The sequence below is a fragment of the Sorangium sp. So ce381 genome (genome assembly GCF_051473845.1).
GTDB lineage: Bacteria > Myxococcota_A > Polyangia > Polyangiales > Polyangiaceae > Sorangium > Sorangium atrum.
Genome location: NZ_CP150336.1, coordinates 12026997 through 12044184, shown reverse-complemented (window position 1 = coordinate 12044184; position 17188 = coordinate 12026997). Strand labels below are relative to the sequence as shown.

8 protein-coding genes are annotated in these 17188 nt (G+C 67.8%); 5 read left to right on the top strand and 3 right to left on the bottom strand.

The annotated features are described in order from the left end of the window. Positions 1-131: 131 nt before the first annotated feature. Together ggt and WMF29_RS45115 are read left to right on the top strand one after the other, a co-directional pair. Positions 132-1961 carry a gamma-glutamyltransferase gene (ggt, locus tag WMF29_RS45120; protein WP_437326217.1) on the top strand — a complete coding sequence of 610 codons (1830 nt, stop codon included), beginning with the start codon at positions 132-134 and terminating at the stop codon, positions 1959-1961. 848 nt (positions 1962-2809) lie between these two features. Continuing rightward, complete coding sequence (locus WMF29_RS45115) at positions 2810-7774, top strand: AAA family ATPase (protein WP_437326216.1); 4965 nt, start codon at positions 2810-2812, stop codon at positions 7772-7774. A 77-nt stretch (positions 7775-7851) separates the two neighbouring features. Here the strand turns inward: WMF29_RS45115 and WMF29_RS45110 are convergent, their stop codons facing one another. Both WMF29_RS45110 and WMF29_RS45105 read right to left on the bottom strand, forming a co-directional pair. Next, positions 7852-8841 (bottom strand): terpene synthase family protein, encoded by a 990-nt coding sequence (locus WMF29_RS45110; protein ID WP_437326215.1) that lies wholly within the window; start codon positions 8839-8841, stop codon positions 7852-7854. Between the two features lie 62 nt (positions 8842-8903). Next, positions 8904-10142 carry a cytochrome P450 gene (locus tag WMF29_RS45105; protein ID WP_437326214.1) on the bottom strand — a complete coding sequence of 413 codons (1239 nt, stop codon included), beginning with the start codon at positions 10140-10142 and terminating at the stop codon, positions 8904-8906. A gap of 1340 nt (positions 10143-11482) precedes the next feature. Here WMF29_RS45105 and WMF29_RS45100 point away from each other — a divergent pair. From WMF29_RS45100 to WMF29_RS45090, 3 genes are all read left to right on the top strand, one after another. Beyond that, positions 11483-12151 carry a TetR/AcrR family transcriptional regulator gene (locus WMF29_RS45100; RefSeq protein WP_437326213.1) on the top strand — a complete coding sequence of 223 codons (669 nt, stop codon included), beginning with the start codon at positions 11483-11485 and terminating at the stop codon, positions 12149-12151. 22 nt (positions 12152-12173) lie between these two features. Further along, complete coding sequence (locus WMF29_RS45095; RefSeq protein ID WP_437326212.1) at positions 12174-12938, top strand: SDR family NAD(P)-dependent oxidoreductase; 765 nt, start codon at positions 12174-12176, stop codon at positions 12936-12938. Between the two features lie 203 nt (positions 12939-13141). Continuing rightward, positions 13142-14668: an ATP-binding cassette domain-containing protein gene (locus WMF29_RS45090; protein ID WP_437326211.1), complete on the top strand. Its 1527-nt coding sequence runs from the start codon at positions 13142-13144 to the stop codon at positions 14666-14668. A gap of 46 nt (positions 14669-14714) precedes the next feature. Here WMF29_RS45090 and WMF29_RS45085 read toward each other — a convergent pair whose 3' ends face one another. Continuing rightward, entirely contained in the window at positions 14715-16937 is a 2223-nt protein-coding gene (locus tag WMF29_RS45085) for a S46 family peptidase (RefSeq protein ID WP_437326210.1), read from the bottom strand. Between the last annotated feature and the right edge of the window lie 251 nt (positions 16938-17188).

The following is a 17188-nucleotide window of genomic DNA, read 5'->3' as shown; positions in this document are numbered from 1 at the left end:
AGAGCGGTACGGCTGATCAGCAGAAGCCCGAACAGCTGTGACGGATCACCGTGGAGAAACCTCCGGCCGCGCTCGCGCGGCCGCGCCTCCGGCTTTCGAGCGGCGCGGGGCCTGGGCTATAAGCCGCCGCGATGAAGCTCCGTGCCTGGCATCGATTGCTCGCCGTCGTCCTCCTCGCGGGCTGCGAGGCCGCCGTCCCGCCTCCTCCGCCCGCGCCGCCCCCGCCCCCGTCGCCGAACGCCGCCCCCGCCTCGGCGCCTGTGCCCGCGCCGGCCGCGCCGCCCACGCCGGCGTCGCGGTTCCCCGCCGGCTGGCCTTTCCCCGAGGGCGCGCCGCCGGTGCGGGGCCCGTCGATGGTCACGAGCGACGCCGCCCTGGCCACGAAGGTGGGCGCGGAGGTCCTCGCCTCGGGCGGCAACGCCGTCGACGCGGCGGTCGCGACGGCGTTCGCGCTGGCGGTGGTGCACCCGACGGCCGGCAACCTCGGCGGCGGCGGGTTCATGGTCGCGCGCGTCGGCGACAAGGAGCACGCGCTCGATTTCCGCGAGACCGCGCCGGGCAAGGCGACCCACGACATGTACCGGGGCAAGGACGGCAAGGCCACGGAGAGCGCGCGCGTCGGCCACCTCGCGGTCGGCGTGCCCGGCAGCGTGGCGGGGCTCTGGGAAGCGTACGACAAGCTCGGCTCCAAGAAGAAGACCTGGGCCGAGCTCGTCGCGCCCGCGATCCGGCTCGCGAAGGAGGGCTTCCCGGTCGACGAGAACTTCGCGACGACCGTCAAGGCCGCTTCGGCCAAGCTCAAGCGCTTCCCGGCGTCGGTCGCGCTGTTCCTGCCGGGCGGCGCGCCCATCGAGATCGGCGCCACGTGGAAATCGCCCGAGCTCGCGGCGACGCTCGAGCGCATCGCCGAGAAGGGGCCCGCGGGCTTCTACGAGGGCAAGACCGCCGAGCTCTTCGTGGCCGAGATGCGGCGGGGCAAGGGCATCATCACGGCCGCGGACCTCAAGGGCTACAAGGCGAAGTGGCGCGAGCCCGTCGTGTTCGAGTACCGCGGGCGCCGCGTCGCATCCATGCCGCTCCCGTCGTCGGGCGGCCTCGCCCTCGCGATGATCGCGCATCAGCTGGAGGGGCTCGACATCGCCAAGCTCGGCTGGCACTCGCCGTCGCACGTGCACGTGGTCGCCGAGGCGATGCGGCGGGTGTTCCTCGCGCGCAACGAGGTCCTCGGGGATCCCGATTTCGTGAAGAACCCGGTGGACGACCTGCTCTCGGTCGCGTGGGCCGAGAAGCAGCGCGCCACGATTGCGGCGGACCGCGCGACGCCGACCGACGAGCTCGCCCGCGGCGCGGCGGTCAAGGACTCGGGCGGGCGAGGCCCGCACACGACGCATTTCTCCGTGGTCGACGCGCAGGGCAACGCCGTCGCGCTGACCACGACGCTGAACGGCTGGTACGGCTCGGGGGTGACGGTGTCCGGCGCCGGCTTCGTGCTGAACAACGAGATGGACGACTTCGCCGCCGTGCCCGGCACGCCGAACCAGTTCGGCCTGGTGCAGGGGGAGGCCAACTCCATCGCGCCCGGCAAGCGCATGCTCTCCTCGATGTCGCCGACGATCGTGACGGGGAAGGACGGGCGCGTGGAGCTCGTGCTCGGCGCCGCGGGCGGCCCGACGATCCTCACTGCGGTGTTCCAGATCCTCTCCAACGTGGTCGACTTCGGCTTCGACGTGACCACGGGGGTCAACGCGCCGCGCTTCCACCAGCAGGATTACCCCGACAAGCTGATGGTCGAGAAGGGCGGCTTCCCCGACGAGCTCAGGAGCGCGCTCGGCGCAATGGGCCATACCCTCGACGACCGCGAGCACATCGCCGACGCGCCGTCGATCGGCCGCGAGGGCGCCGCGTTCGCCGGCGCGCGGGAACCGCGGCGGCCCGGCTCCGAAGCGGCGGCCGGAAAGTAGCGTCGGCAGCGTCGGCAGCGTCGACCGGGCGCCTCTCCCCACATCGGCCCACGCGACGCCTGCGTATCCCACAACGGGCGAGATCCATGGTCTGCTGCGGACCGGCAGACTGGCGCCGCGGCGTGCCGGGGGGCGCCGGGTGAGAGCCTCAACAACGAGCCACGCCCCCCCTCGACGGCCTCCCCCGACCCATGTTGTCGCCCGCCGGGCGACGCATGTTGTCGGGACAACATTGCAACGATCAATCGGTCGGGCGTCTCCTTATCTCTCTCAGGGGCCAATCGCCGCTCATTTCGATGGCCCACCGCCTCGAGACGCGCCACGCGCATCAGGCGCTTCCCTAAGGGAATCCCTCTCTATCTGGCGCACGTTGGCCGTTCCCGGCACGCGCGTGTGCCCAAGGGACTGTGGCGTGTGGCGCCCCTCCTCGTGAAGGCGTCATCCCGAGATGCACATCCGACGGCCCTCTGCGCCACGGAGCGCCGTGAGTCCGGGCGGTGAGGACGCGGTTCTCGCATTCGCTCCCGGCCTCGAGCCGAGTGGTGCGTCGCTGGCCTGACGCGCGGCGTCTCGGCGGCGGATCCACGCAGGAGCGCTCGATCCGCGCGCGGAGCCGCGGCGGTTCGACCTTGACACAACCCGTCCGTTTCGATTGCTTATGGCGATGCGCCTCGCCGAGCACGTTCGCTCCCTCGGCGGATCGCGCGTCCGCCTGTCGCCATCCTTGAATCTAGCGCCCCGAGGAGCTGCCGTGAAACGGGGGACTGCAGCTTGACACCGACCGAGATACCGGCTGAACGCCGCGCTGTGGGTAGATAGCCCTGTCACGCAGGGGGGGGGTCGCCGTCATGGTGGAGCTGTTGAATCACGAGTTGCTCGAGACGTTGCACGACGGTGCTCGCAGCAGCGTCTACCTCGGCCGGAAGAAGAGCACCGGCAAGATGTGCGTCATCAAGGTCGCGCGAAAGGGTGTCAATGGCACCCGCAACGTGGCGATCCTGAAGCGCCAGTACGAGATCACGAAGCACCTCGACCTCGACGGCGTCGTCCGGGTCCACGAGCTCGAGGTCCGGCTCGATTACGCCGCGCTCGTCATGGAGTACTTCGCCGGTCGTTCGCTGCGGGCGATCATCGACGGCAATGGGCAGGGCGTCGGCCTCGCGCAGGCGGTGAGGATAGCGCTCCAGCTCGCGGACACGCTCGGGGCGATCCATGAGCGGAACATCGTCCACAAGGACATCAAGCCGAGCAACATCATCGTCGACAGCGACGTGCGCACGTCGAAGCTCACGGACTTCTCCATCGCCTCGCTCCTGCCCGGGGAGCGCGCGGCGGTGGTCGACCCGTGGTCGGTCGGCGAGGGCACGCTGCAGTACATCTCGCCCGAGCAGACGGGCCGGATGAACCGGTCGATCGACTTCCGCTCGGACTATTACTCCCTCGGGGTCACGCTCTACGAGCTCACGACGCGGCGCCTCCCCTTCGAGACGACGGATCCGCTGGAGCTCGTGCACCATCACATCGCGAAGACGCCTATCGCGCCGCACCTGATCCGGCCGGCGATCCCGGAGGCGCTCTCCCGGGTGATCATGAAGCTGCTCTCGAAGACGGCGGAGGAGCGGTATCAGAGCACCTTCGGCCTGAAGGCCGATCTGAAGGCCTGCCTCGATATGCTGGAGCACGGCGCGCCGGCGGCGGACTTCGTGCCAGGGACGAGGGACAAGCCCACGCGGCTGCAGATCTCGCAGAAGCTGTACGGCCGGCAGAGCGAGGTCGGCGTGTTGATGGCGGCCTTCAGGGACATCAGCGGGTCTGGGCCGGAGGCGGCGGAGGGTGGCCGTTCGGAGCTCGTCCTCGTGGCCGGCTACTCCGGCGTGGGCAAGTCGGCGGTCGTCAACGAGATCCACAAGCCGATCGCGAAGGAGGCGGGTTACTTCGCCGCCGGCAAGTTCGACCAGTTCACGCGCAACGTCCCGTATGCGGCCGTGCTCGCGGCCCTGCGGGAGATCGTCCGGCAGATCCTGACCGAGACCAGGAATGAGCTTGCCGACTGGAGGGCCCGGATCCTCGCGGCGGTCTCTCCGAACGGGCGGGTCATCGCCGAGGTGATCCCGGAGATCGAGCTCATCATCGGCGAGCAGCCGCCCGTCCCGGCGCTGGGCTCGATGGAGACGCGGAACCGCTTCAACCTGACGTTCCGGAACTTCATCGGCGCGATCGCGCTGAAGACGCGGGCGCTCGTCTTGTTCCTCGACGATCTCCAGTGGGCCGACACGGGGTCCCTGAACCTCCTCAGCGTGCTCCTGGAGGACCCGGACATCCGCCATCTCCTGCTGATCGGGTCGTACCGGGACAACGAGGTCGACGACGCGCACCCGCTGACGATGATGCTGAGCGCGCTCCGGAAGAGCGAGGCCCGCGTCCGCACGATCACGCTCACGCCGCTCGGGCCCGATCACGTCAACCAGCTCGTGTCGGACACGCTCGACGCGCCTCGGGAGGAGTGTCGCGAGCTCTCGGGTGCCATCTTCGCCAAGACGCACGGGAACCCGTTCTTCACCATCCAGTACCTAGAGAGCGTCTGCCGCGAAGGCCACCTGCGCTTCAGCTCGGAGACGGGCGCCTGGCGATGGAACATCGCCGACATCCAGCGGATGGAGGTCGCGGACAACGTCGTCGACCTGATGGTCCGCCGGATACAGGGCCTGGGTGAGGCGACGCAGCGGGTCTTGGAGCTCGCCGCGTGCATCGGCAATCAATTCGATCTGAGGATGCTCGCCCTCATCCACCAGAAGAACCGGCGCGCGACCGACGAGGACCTGTGGGGCGCGCTGGACGCAGGGCTCGTCGTGCCCGTCGACGGCGAGTACGGGATCGCGCGGTTCCTCGACGACGCGGACGAGGACGCTGTCACGTTCAAGTTCCTCCACGACCGCGTGCAGCAGGCGGCTTACAAGCTGCTCCCGGAGGGCGAGCAGAAGCGGATCCACCTGGAGCTGGGACGGCTCATGCTCGGAGAGAGCCCTCCCGCGTCCGTCGAGGAGAGGATCTACGACATCGTGACGCACCTCAACATGGGGGCAGAGATGATCGTGGACAGGCGCGAGCGTGAGGAGGCCGCGACGCTCAACCTGAGGGCCGGGCAGAAGGCGAGGCGCTCCACGGCGTACGGCCCCGGGGTGCAGTGCCTCCGCGCCGCCGCGGCGTTCTTGCCTGAGGACTCGTGGGAGACGAACCACGAGCTGTCGCTCGCGATCTACACGGATCTCGTCGAGCTGGAGTACCTGACGATCAACTTCGACCGCGCGGAGGCGTGCGCGAAGATCGTCGTGGACCATGCAAGGGACGTACTGGAGAAGATCCGGGTCTACGAGACCCGTATTCAATTCCACATGTCGCAGCATCGACTGGCGGATGCTCTCGATATCGCCCTGGCTGTGCTCGCCATGCTTGAGGTGCCGCTCTGCGAGGCGCCGCCCGTCGACATCGACATACCTCGCCTGGCGGAGCTGCCGGTGCTCGCCGATCGGAGGATGCTCGCCGCGAACCGGATCCTCGTCTCTGCCTTTCCAGCGGCCGTCCTGACAAAGCCCCACGTCGTCCCATTGATCGCATTCACGATGATGGCAATATGCGTACAGCACGGGATCTCACCCTCCGCGGCATACGCCTTCGCGATCTACGGCCATATTCAGTGTAGCGTGATGAACAATATAGATCATGGGTTCGCGCTCGGCCAGCTCGCGATCGATCTCACTCATCGCTTCGGGGCGATCGAGCTCGAACCCAAGATCTACACCCTCCATTACATCGCCATTCATCACTGGAAGCGGCACCTGAAGGAGACCATCGAACCGGCGCGCCACGCGGTCCAGGTAGGGCTAGAGACAGGAGATATCGAATACGCCGGATACAGCTCCTGCCAGCACCCCACATACTCCTTATTTGCTGGGGAGGATCTGGGAACGACCGAGCAGCGAATGACACATGCTATCGAGCTCGCGCTGAAGCTCAAGCAGCAGTATCCGCTGTATTATGTAAAAATCTGGAAACAGCTCGTGCGCAGCCTCCGAGATCCATCTGCAGAGAAGCTGCGGCTGGTCGGCGAGAGCTTCGACGAAACGTCGATGATCCCTTGTCTCGAGCACAACAGGACATCGTTGTTTTGCCTGCACCTCGCGAAGGGCATGATGCTCTACTATTTCGGCGAGCCAAAGCTCGCCTACGAGTGCCTTCGCGCCGGAGAGGAGTACCAGGATGCGGTGGGGTTTGCCACCGTCGTGGAACAGAACCTCTACAGCTCGCTCTCGGTTCTCGCCGCGTTCGATCGACTCTCGAAGGAGGAGCAAGACGCGGCGCTCGCCAAGGTCGACGCGAATCAGCAGAGGCTCGGGATGTGGGCACACCACGCTCCGGAGAACAGCCAGCACAAGCACGACCTGGTGAGCGCGGAGCGGGCTCGCGTGGGGCGCTCGATGATCGAGGCGATGGCCCTCTACGATCGCGCGATCGAGGGAGCTCGACAGCACGGATACATCCAGGAAGAGGCGCTAGGGTGCGAACTTGCGTCATCGTTCTACCGGGGGATGGGTCGGAGCGAGATCGCTCAGCACTACATGACGATGGCCTACCGTGGCTATGCTCTGTGGGGCGCTGATGCGAAGTGCCAGAGCCTCGTCGCGGCGTTCCCTCATCTGAGGCTCGAGGGGGGGCCAGATCCATCGACGTCGGTGACGGTGACCTCCACCCACGATGACGCGGTCCTGGATCTGCTCAGCGTGGTCAAGGCGTCGCAGGCCGTGGCGAGCGAGATCGTCCTGGAGAGGCTACTGGAAAACCTCATGACGATCGTGCTGGAGAACGTCGGAGCGCAGTCCGGCATGCTGGCTCTGGCGCATGGCGATGCCCTCCTCGTCGAGGTGGAAGGGACCTTTCAGCCAAAGCAAGTTCACGTGCTCAGGTCCGCGCCCGTCGTCTCGTTCAGCAGAGCACCTCTGTCGATCATCAGCTACGTGCAGCGCACCCAGAAAGCCATCCTGCTGGACAACGCGGCGGAGGAGGCCAGGTTCTCTGCCGACCCTTACATCCGAGAGATGCGTCCGAAGTCGGTCATCTGCGCCCCGATCATCCGTCAGAGTCGGCTCGTCGGCGTGCTCTATCTCGAGAACAACCTGTCCACCGGCGTATTCACGCAGAATCGCCTCGATCTCCTGAAGCTCCTCTCGACGCAGATCGCGATCTCCATCGAGAATGCAAAGCTCTACGAGAGGCTCGAGCAGGCGGTCGCTGCGCGCACGGAGGAGCTCCGGCTGTCCAACGAGCAGCTCCGCGACGTCAACGACCAGCTGCAGGTGGAGCTGGGCGAGCGGGTCCGGCTGCAGGAAGAGCGCGTCCAGATGCAGGAAGCCATCATTCAGACGCAGCGGGATCGGCTCTTCGAGCTATCAACGCCCTGCATACCGATCACCGATCAGGTCATGGTGATGCCGATCATCGGAACCATCGATGAAAAACGGGCGGCGCAGATGATTGAAACCGCGATGCAAGGGGTCGCGTCCAGCTCTGCGAAAGTCGTGATCGTCGACGTCACGGGGGTCAAGAGCGTGGACACAAGCGTCGCGAGCAGGCTGATGAGCTTGGCCCAGGCGGTGGGACTGCTCGGAAGCAAGGCTATTTTGACGGGACTCCGCCCTGCGGTGGCGCAGAGCTTGGTCGCGCTCGGCGTGGACCTCGGCTCGATAGAGACCCGCTCCAATCTCAAGGCAGGTATCGCCTACGCGATGCGGCGGACGGCGACGAGATTGCACGCGTAGGGCGCCCCCTTTCTCACAGCGCGCCCCGTGACGCCGGCCGACCCCCGCAAGCGCACGCGCCGGTAGCCCCCTTGCCTTCATCCAGCGCGCACGATCAAACTTTCTAGTCCGGAGTAGCGACCGGCTTCGAGCGCCCAGCGCTGATTCCCGGCGATCATGGCGTCGGCCGCGTCCAGGTAGAGGCGGATCTCGTCGTCCGCCCAGAGCGCGAGCGCCTTCTCCTTCACGTCCTGGTACTCCGCCACCCGACGATCGTGCATGTGCTTGAGCCGCTCGATCGCCTCTTCCAGCGTGCTCACGCATTCGTTCCGAAGAACGACGATCAGGTTGTGCGTCTCGCCGTTGCTCAGCTCCTTCCCGAGCGAGAAGTAGTCGTTCGTCCAGCAGAGGATGTCATTACATATATCGCGAACGGTCTGAATCAATGGATGCTGGACGACCTCGAGCGGCAGCGGCCGTTCGAGCAGCAGCTCCAGCAGGTCGCAGTAGGTATAGACGGCTCCGCTGTAGCGCCGCATCATCAAATATTCTTCAAGATGCGGCACCCTCACCTGTTTTCGGTTGTTCGCCTCCCACAGGTTGGCCTCGTAGTAGTACTGAAAGTGCGAGAGCCATCGATTCAGGAAGAAGTGCGGATGGCTGCGTCGGATGCGCTCACGTACATCGAGCATCCCACGCGTCAGGGGATCGCTCATGTCCGCTTCGGTGTACCCGAAGAGCTCACCCAGGTACTTCTCATTGAGCCACTCGACGGACTCCGGGTCCGCGCTGAGCTGCCCCTCGTCGTACGCGTCATCCAGGAGGAACAGCGCGGCAGTGAAGTCCGACGCCAGCTGGAGCATCTGCATGCTTGCGGACGGAAAGAGCCATGCCGCCAGCTGGGAGAAGTTCGTCGCCTTGAGACGCGAAAGCGACCGACCGTCTGGCACCAGACGCAACCGGCGAACCCACGCCAGGGTCCTTTGCTCCGCGACCTCTCTCCCGGGGTGACACGACGCAGCAAATGGATATTCGAATACACCAGCATCGCGCTTGCTGACGACAACGCTAGTTCGATCGGATGACATGACGAGCTCCGCCACAAGACGATTTCATGGAATAGAGACATCCTCACGACGACAGCATGGTCCTACCAGATCCCCTGGAGGACCGGCGACTCACGCGTGGCGGTAGTCGAGATGGGGATCACCTCGATGGGCAGCGCCACCGGGGAGCGTGTGTTGAGAGCTGCTTGCCACTCGAGGCGGTCGGTACGAAGCACGATGCGGTGGCATCGACGCAGGAGCTCCTCCAGCGCAATGCGGGCCTGCACCCTGGCCAGGAAGACCCCGAGGCAGAAGTGGGCACCATGGCCGAATGCCAGGTTGGCCTGATCGCCACGCTCTGGGTTGAAGCGGTCCGGCTCCTGGAACCTCGCCTCGTCGCGCAGACCCGAACTTATGAGCAGCGCGACCACGGCGTGGGCGGGCAGACGCGTACCGCCGAGCTCCGTCTCGGTGAGGGTCAGCCGCATCGTGGCGTGCACAGGCGCCTCGAAGCGCAGGACCTCTTCGATGAAATGCGGGATGAGCGCCGGCTCCGCACGAAGGCGATCCATCCACATCGGACGCTGGGCGAGGATCAAGACCATATGGGTCATCAGCGATGTCGACGTTTCGAGCCCTGCCACGAGGAGCAGGGAGAGGAGGGATACGAGGTCCTGGTCCGTGATCCCATCGTCGTCCCTCCGAGACCGGAGCAGCTCACTTACCAGGTCGTTCTCCAACTGACGCCGGCGGCTCGCCAGTAGGCCCAGCATGTACTGCTCCATCTCATCGATGGTCCTACGCACCTCGGCGATCCGCGCATGGTCCTCTGGAGGTATGACGCCAACGATGACCAGGTCAGTCGCCCATCGCTTGAAGTGCTCCTCCAGCCCTGGATCAAATCCGATCAACTTGGCGAGGACGCTGACCTGCGCGCGGCTCGCGAACTCGGAGATGAACTCGACGAAACGACGCTGCACCAGGCCGTCTGTGAGCCGCACGGCCATGGATCGCATGTGGTGCTCCAGCGTGCTCACCATGTTGGCGGTGAACGCACGGCTGCTGAGGCTGCGCAGCTGTCCGTGCCGCGGCGGGTCGGCGAGGATCATGGATCCGGACAAGGGATTTTGACGCCTCAGGTAAGGAGGCTCGGTGGCCATGCGAAGCCCCGCGGACGAGAACACCTGCGTGTTCTTGAACGCCGCCACGATGTCATCATACCGGGTGACCACCCACATCCCGTTGGGGTCCACCTGACACACGGGCGACTCGCGGCGCAGCGCCGCGTAGAAGGGGTACGGGTTCTCTCGGACCTCGGGGGCAAACAAGTTCAGTCGACTCATCGCGCTCTTCCTGTGGCGAAGGCAGGACGCAGCCGCACCGCCATGGCGGCACGCGTCGATCGGCCTAAGTGTGGTGTTGCCTCGGATGACGCGCTGGGCGACGCGATGGCGTCGATTCGGTGCTGCCTTGAGGCAGCTGGTCCCTAGCGCTGATAAGGAGCACGCAACGGGACCCGCAAGCCGCGTTTCCGCGATGCTCCAGCGCGTGGCCACCTGGGCGCATCTCCCGCGAGCAGGGCGCTGAACAGCCGCCACGCGGTCCGAGCCAACGCTCGGCGTCCGCACGACACGGCTGCACTCCTCGGTCGTCGCTGCGCTCGCCAGAATGCGAGCATGCGACTCACGAGCGCCTGGACTGCTTCCAGGGCATCTCCCGGTGCATCATGAGACCAGAGCAAGCGAGAGAGCCGCTAGGCTCTCTTCATGGCTGCAGGGGTCCGATGGTCGTTGGGTGCTCCTCCATCTGATGACAGCATCCTATACCATGCGGACGAATGCGCAACTGTATTCTTATTTCTGAGATTCACACGACGACCTCGTCGTGCCCGAAGCACCGCGGACAACGAATCTTCCAACGCTTCAATACGATGGCCGAGCCGCCACAACATGCCGCGTGAATAAAAATACATTTTTGCGTATGGCGCCCGCACCGCTCCACCAGGCGCCGAGAACATCTACAGCCCCCGAGCGACACCTCAATGGCCATCCGATAGAGATGCGTTGCGATCGATGAGCGCAATGATCTCTGGAGGATCGACGCCATCTATCGCGAACGACTGTGCAGCGATGCAAGATGCAGTCGACTCGGGTTTCATCCGTGAACGCAAAGCGCGTGACCTGGAGCCACCCCCGCTACGCTCTGGATGGAGCGAGCCGTGGAGACGAGAACGCTGCAGGCGTACGTCGACGCGGACGCCCGCGGCGTCTGCCCGAGATGTTGACGGCGAAGGAAGGCGCCATCGATTGGACGTGCATTGCAGGAATGCACGGCGGCACGAGGGTGCTCCGGCCTTCTATGCAAAAGGAGCGCCTCGCTCGGGCGGGGCACGGTCGCGCTTCCCGGCATCGTCCGCCACGCTCGATGTCACGCTCGGCTCGATCTCGTGACCTCGAAAGAGGGGGCTTCTCGCTGGAACCACACCTCCTCCGTCGGCGCGCCGACCCACGCCGGAGGAGCGTTCACGATCGGTGTCGCGCTCTGGGCGCTTCGGGCTGAGTTCAGGGAGAGCCGTAGTCGTGCTCAGGGTGCGCCCTGCCCTGAACCGCTGAACAGCGGCCAGCGACGCGAGCCGCCTCCGCCTTGACGATGCGACCGATCGGTCATATGACTGACCGGTCGCATGCCGAAGAGCACGTTCTTTGGGTTGCCCGAGGAGCGGCGGGACCGCCTCGTGCGCGAGGCGATCGCCGAGTTCGCGGATCGCCCCTACGCCGAGGCCTCCCTCTCGCAGATCGCGCGCCGCGCCCGCATCCCCAAGGGGAGCTTCTATCAGTACTTCGAGGACAAGCTCGATCTCTACCGGTGGCTCCTCACGGAGGAGGTGCCGCGGCAGAAGCGCGCGTTCCTCGGCGCCGCGTGCGTGGAGGGGGACTTCTGGGCTCGCCTGGAGGTCCACATCGAGCGCGGCATGGCGTTCCTCGTGGAGCACCCGCGCCTCGCCCGCCTGTCCGCCGCGGCGGCCGACCCGACCGCGACGGTCGAGGTCCGCGGTCTCCACAAGGCCATCTGCGAGGCCGGCGCCGCGGAGCTCCGGGCCCTCCTCGAGGAGGGGATCGCGAGCGGCTCCATTCGTTCCACCGACACGAGCCTCGAGGTGGCGACCCGGCTGGTCGCCGCCGTCATCGGCCCCGGGCTGACCGAGGCGGTGCTCCAGGAGCTCGGGGCCGAGCTCCACGACGTGCTGGCCTCCGACGCGCTGCGAAAGCAGCTCGGCCCGAAGCGCCGCCGTCGCCTCGCCCAGCAGGCGGTCCAGTTCATCCAGCGCGGCCTTGGCGCGAACACTGCGTGATTCCACCAGGAAAGGGAGCTTCATGATCACCTACGACTTCGCCGGACGGGTCGCCCTCATCACCGGGGGTACCTCGGGCATCGGCCTCGCGACCGCGCGCGCGTTCGCGCGAGGAGGCGCGCGCGTCGCCATCGCCGCGCGCGACGGCGACGCCGGGCAGCGGGCCTGCGCCGCGCTGGAGCGAGAGGGCGCGCCGGCGCTGTTCGTCCAGACCGACGTGCGGGACGACGCCTCGATGAAGCGCGCCGTGGAAGAGACGATGAGCCGCTTCGATCGGCTCGATTTCGCGGCGAACTGCGCGGGCATCGGCGGCGACATGGCCCGCCTCGAGCACGCCGATCAGGCGGTGTGGGACGACGTCATGGCGACCAACGCCCGCGGGATCTGGCTGGCCATGCGGCACGAGATCCCGGCCATGCTGGCGTCGGGCGGGGGCGCCATCGTCAACATGAGCTCCATCTACGGCGTCGCCGGGAAGGCGGCGCACCACGCCTACGTCGCGTCCAAGCACGCGGTCCTCGGGATGACGCGCTCGGTGGCGCTCGAGGTGGCGCCGCTCGGGATCCGCGTGAACGCCCTCTGCGCCGGCGTCACCCGCACGCCCGCCATGCAGCAGGCAGAGGCGCTCGCGCCCGAGCTGGTGCAGGCGCTGGTGGCGCAGCACCCGATGGCGCGGATGGCCACCGAGGACGAGATCGCCGGCGCCGCGCTGTGGCTGTGCTCGGAGGGCGCGGGCTACGTGACCGGCGCGGCGGTCCCGGTCGACGGCGGCTTCCTGGCCGCGTGACCGCGCCGATTGCGCAGGCCTCGGCCGTCTGTTAGAGAGCACGGCTGACGCAAGAGGAGAGTGCTCCGGTGAAGATCAACTCCTGAATCGGTCTCCGTCGCAGGTAGCGAGCGCGACAGGTGGCATCCCTGCTCCCTGGCCGCGCGAGGCAGCCTGCCCGTCCCGTGACCGGGCCATGTGGCCCTCTGGATTCAGGAGCTCGTATGTCGTCGTTGCGCGCGCAGCGCCTCTCCTTCTCTTATTCCGACGCGTCCGCGATCCTCGCGGACGTCGATCTGTGCCTGACCCCCGGGTGGTACGGGATCGTCGGGCCGAACGGCGCCGGCAAGACCACGCTCCTCCGGCTCTTCGCCGGCGAGCTCGCGCCCGAGGCAGGGAGCTTGCGGCTCGATCCGCGGGGCTCGACCATCGCGGTCTGCCCGCAGGCCGTGGAGCACGCCGACGCGGCCATCCATGCGCTGGCCGACGCCGAGGACGGCGCCGCGCGCAGGTTGCGCGGCGAGCTCCTCCTGGATCCGGCGGAGCTCGGGCGCTGGGCCACGCTGTCGCCCGGCGAGCGCAAGCGGTGGCAGATCGGCGCGGCGCTCGCCGCGGCGCCGGACCTGCTCCTGCTCGACGAGCCGACGAACCACATCGACGCGGACGCGCGGGCGCTGCTCGCCGGCGCGCTCGCCGGGTTCCAGGGGATCGGGGCGTGCGTCTCGCACGATCGCGAGCTCCTCGACGCGCTGACCACCGGCACGATCCGCGTCGAGCGGGCCGCGGCGAGGCTCTATCCCGGCGGGTACAGCGCGGCGAAGGCGCTCTGGGAGGCCGAGGCGCGCGGGCGCGAGGAGGCGCACCAGCGGATGCGCGCCGAGGAGCGGCAGCTCCGCCGCCGCCTCGGCGAGGAGCGGCGGGCGCAGGCCGCGGCCGACGCGGACCGGAGCACGAAGCGGCGCATGAAGGGCCCGCGCGACAGCGACGCCCGGGGCCTGCTCGCGGACTTCCGCGTGTCATCCGCCGAGGCGCGGCTGTCGCGCAACGTCGGCGTGACCCGGCGCAAGCTCGAGAAGGCGTCGGCCGAGGCGGGAGAGGTCGAGCTCGAGAAGGCGGTGGGCCGCAGCGTGTTCGTCGACTACGAGCGATCGCCCGCGCCGTGGCTCTTCGCGCTCGACGCGCCCCGGATCCGCGCCGGCGGCGAGAGCGACGGGCGGACCCTGCTGCGGGACGTGCGGCTCGCGGTCGGCCGCGAGGACCGCATCCGGATCGCGGGCCCGAACGGCGCCGGCAAGACCACGCTGGTGAACGCGCTGCTCGCCGGCGCGCGCGTGCCGGCGGACAAGGTGCTCCATGTGCCGCAGGAGCTCGGCGAGGCGGAGCAGCAGGCGCTCCTCGCGAGGGCGCGGCGCCTCCCTCCGGACGAGCGCGGGCGGGTGATGTCGCTGGTGGCCGCGCTCGGCGTGGAGCCGGGGCCGCTGCTCGGGTCGGCGCGGCCGTCGCCCGGCGAGGCGCGCAAGCTGATGATCGCGCTGGGCCTCGGGCAGCACGCGTGGGCGCTCGTGCTGGACGAGCCGACCAACCACCTCGACCTGCCCTCGATCGAGCGGCTGGAGCGCGCCCTCGCCGACTACCCGGGCGCGCTGCTCCTCGTCACGCACGACAGGGCGTTCGGGCGGAGCTGCACGTCGATCCTCTGGACGGTGGCCGAGGGAGAGGTGCGGGTGTCGTCCGACGACGCCGGCGCGTGATCCGCGCCGGCGTCATCGCGATCGTGCTGTCAGCGTCGCGCCGCGCTCAGTCGATGGCCGGCTTGCCGCCCATCTCCTTCAGCACGGCGTCCGCGCCCGACACCGCGTCCATCACCCACTCCATGTAGCGGTAATCGACGTGGATGGTCCGGGTGATCGACGGCATGAACAGCCAGTCGGACGCCATCGCCTCGTAGTTGCCGTCGAAGGCGAGGCCCACGAGCTCGCCGCGCGCGTTCAGCGTGGCAGAGCCGGAGTTGCCGTTCGTGATGTCGAGATCGCTCAGGAAGCAGACAGGCACCTCGCCGAGGTCCTTGTCCACGTACGGGCCGAACCGCTTCTCGCGCGCCGCCTCGAGCAGGGTCGCCGGGGTGTTGAACGGCGCCTTGTCGGTGCTCTTCTTCACGACCTCGCTGAGGGTGGTGAACGGGCGATACGCCGGCTTGTTGGCCTCCGGGCGGTACCCCCGCACGGTGCCGTACGTGATGCGGAGCGTGCCGTTCGCGTCGGGCGCCAGGAGGCCGCCCCGGTACGCGCGGAGCGCCTCGACGAAGCGCGGCTTCACGAGGCTCATCGCCCCGGCGTAGGCCTTGTCCCGCGCCTCGATCGCCTTGTCGACCGGCGCGAGCTCGAGCGCCAGGCGGATCATCGGATCCCGGCTCGCCTGGAGCTCCTCGAGCGTCGCCGTCTTGAGGAGCTTGATCCGGGTCGCCGCGTCCTCGAGCGCCGTCTTCTCGTAGAGCGCGTCGATCGCCGCGGCGACGCCGGCCTCCGTCGGCGCCTGCCCGCCCGCGAGGCTCCCGAGCAGCGCGGGCCTGTCCTTCGGATCGAGCTGCAGCGCGCGCCTCGTGGCCAGCTTGAAGGTGCTCCGATCGATCGCGCGGTCGTACGACTTCTGCAGCGACGCCTGCGCCTGCTCGAGGCGCTCCCAGTTGCGCTGCTGGTACTCGGCCTCGCGCTCGGCGTCGGCCTTCGGCCGCTCCTCCGCCATGCGCACGATGGTGACCGCGGCGTCGAGGAGCCTCGCCGACGAGGCGATCTCCGACACGGCCGCGTCATGGTCGCGCGTCGCCCGCTGCTCGGCGTGCAGCGCGGCGATCCGCTCGATCGCGCCGCCGTAGGCCGCCTTGCGCTCCGGGTCCGCGTCGATCCAGGCCTTGAGCTCGCCTTCCTGCTTGGCCTTCTCCTTGGCCAGGCCGCCCTGGACCAGCCCGTCGAGCAGGCCGCGCGTCTTGAGCAGGTAATTGGCGTAGCCCTGGATGGTCGGCTCCGCCTTGATCCGCAGGGCCGGGTCGTTCTTGCCGAGCTCCTCCAGGAGGGTGATCGACTCCTCGTAGAACGACACCCGCTTCGGGTACAGCCATGAGACCGCGGACTCGACCTCTGCCGCGGTCCGGAGCCGGTTCGTCGTGCCGGGGTAGCCGGCGACCATCACGAGGTCGCCCTGGTGGAGCGGCGACGACGCGAGCTTCAGGTGGTGCGCCGGACGGTAAGGCACGTTGTCCTCGGCGTGCGCCGCAGGCCGGTTGTCCTTGCCGACATAGGCCCTGAAGAAGGCGAAATCGCCGGTGTGGCGCGGCCAGCGCCAGTTGTCGATGTCCCCGCCGAAGTTGCCGATCGCCTCCTGCGGGACATAGACGATGCGAACATCCTTGATCTCCAGCTGCTCGATCAAGGAGACCTGGCCACCGCCGAAGTACTCGGCGACGGAGCAGCGGATCTCGGGGCGCCCCTCCTCGCACGCCGTCACGAGCTGCTTCTTGCGCTTCTCGATCTCGTCGTAGCGCTCGAGATCACCCTGGATCGCCTCGATGCCGCGCCGCACCTCGGCGGTGACATCGCGGAACGCGCGGGTCACGAGCACGCGCGCGGTGGGGCCGGCCCATCGCTCCTCGGCGCGGGATTTCGCGAGGTAGCCGTTCGTCAGGAGGTCCTGCTCCGGGGTGGAGTTGTACTGGAGCGCCCGGGTCGAACAGTGGTGGTTCGTGGCGATGAGCCCATCGGGCGAGACGAACGAGGCCGAGCAGCCGCCCAGGCTCACCACCGCGCCGAGCGGGGACGCCGTGGGATCGGCGAGCGACTCGGGATCGATCTCGAGCCCGAGCGCCTTGAGCTGGTCCTTGTGCTGCGCCATCTGCTCCGGCATCCACATCCCGCCGGGGTTCTCGAAGGGCGCCCCCTGACCGGGCTCGGAGCCCGGTGGCCTGGTATCGCCCGCTTGCGGCCGCTCCGAGCCGCAGCCCGGCGCGAACGCGGAGACCGCGAACAACGCCAGGAGCGTATAACTACGTAGAGAGGAGTGAGACATGCGGTGTTGTTACCATCGTCGGTGAACAACGCAACCACACGGCAACTTTCTAGTAACACGAGACACAGTGGGACGGGCCTCGTGCGTGCGGAGACGTACGGATCCGGCGAGAGGGTGGCGTTCCATACGTGGTGATGGACACCGGATCTCGTCGATGTTCGTTGATGCGAGCTTCGCCTGCTTCAGCGGGCTTGTCGGGACTTCATGTTCTG

Bases quoted from the DNA above. Each gene is read 5' to 3' on its own strand.
- WMF29_RS45105 (WP_437326214.1), bottom strand. From the start codon at position 10,142: ATGAGTCGACTGAACTTGTTTGCCCCCGAGGTCCGAGAGAACCCGTAC.
- ggt (WP_437326217.1), top strand. From the start codon at position 132: ATGAAGCTCCGTGCCTGGCATCGATTGCTCGCCGTCGTCCTCCTCGCG.
- WMF29_RS45110 (WP_437326215.1), bottom strand. From the start codon at position 8,841: ATGTCATCCGATCGAACTAGCGTTGTCGTCAGCAAGCGCGATGCTGGT.
- WMF29_RS45095 (WP_437326212.1), top strand. From the start codon at position 12,174: ATGATCACCTACGACTTCGCCGGACGGGTCGCCCTCATCACCGGGGGT.
- WMF29_RS45115 (WP_437326216.1), top strand. From the start codon at position 2,810: ATGGTGGAGCTGTTGAATCACGAGTTGCTCGAGACGTTGCACGACGGT.
- WMF29_RS45090 (WP_437326211.1), top strand. From the start codon at position 13,142: ATGTCGTCGTTGCGCGCGCAGCGCCTCTCCTTCTCTTATTCCGACGCG.
- WMF29_RS45100 (WP_437326213.1), top strand. From the start codon at position 11,483: ATGCCGAAGAGCACGTTCTTTGGGTTGCCCGAGGAGCGGCGGGACCGC.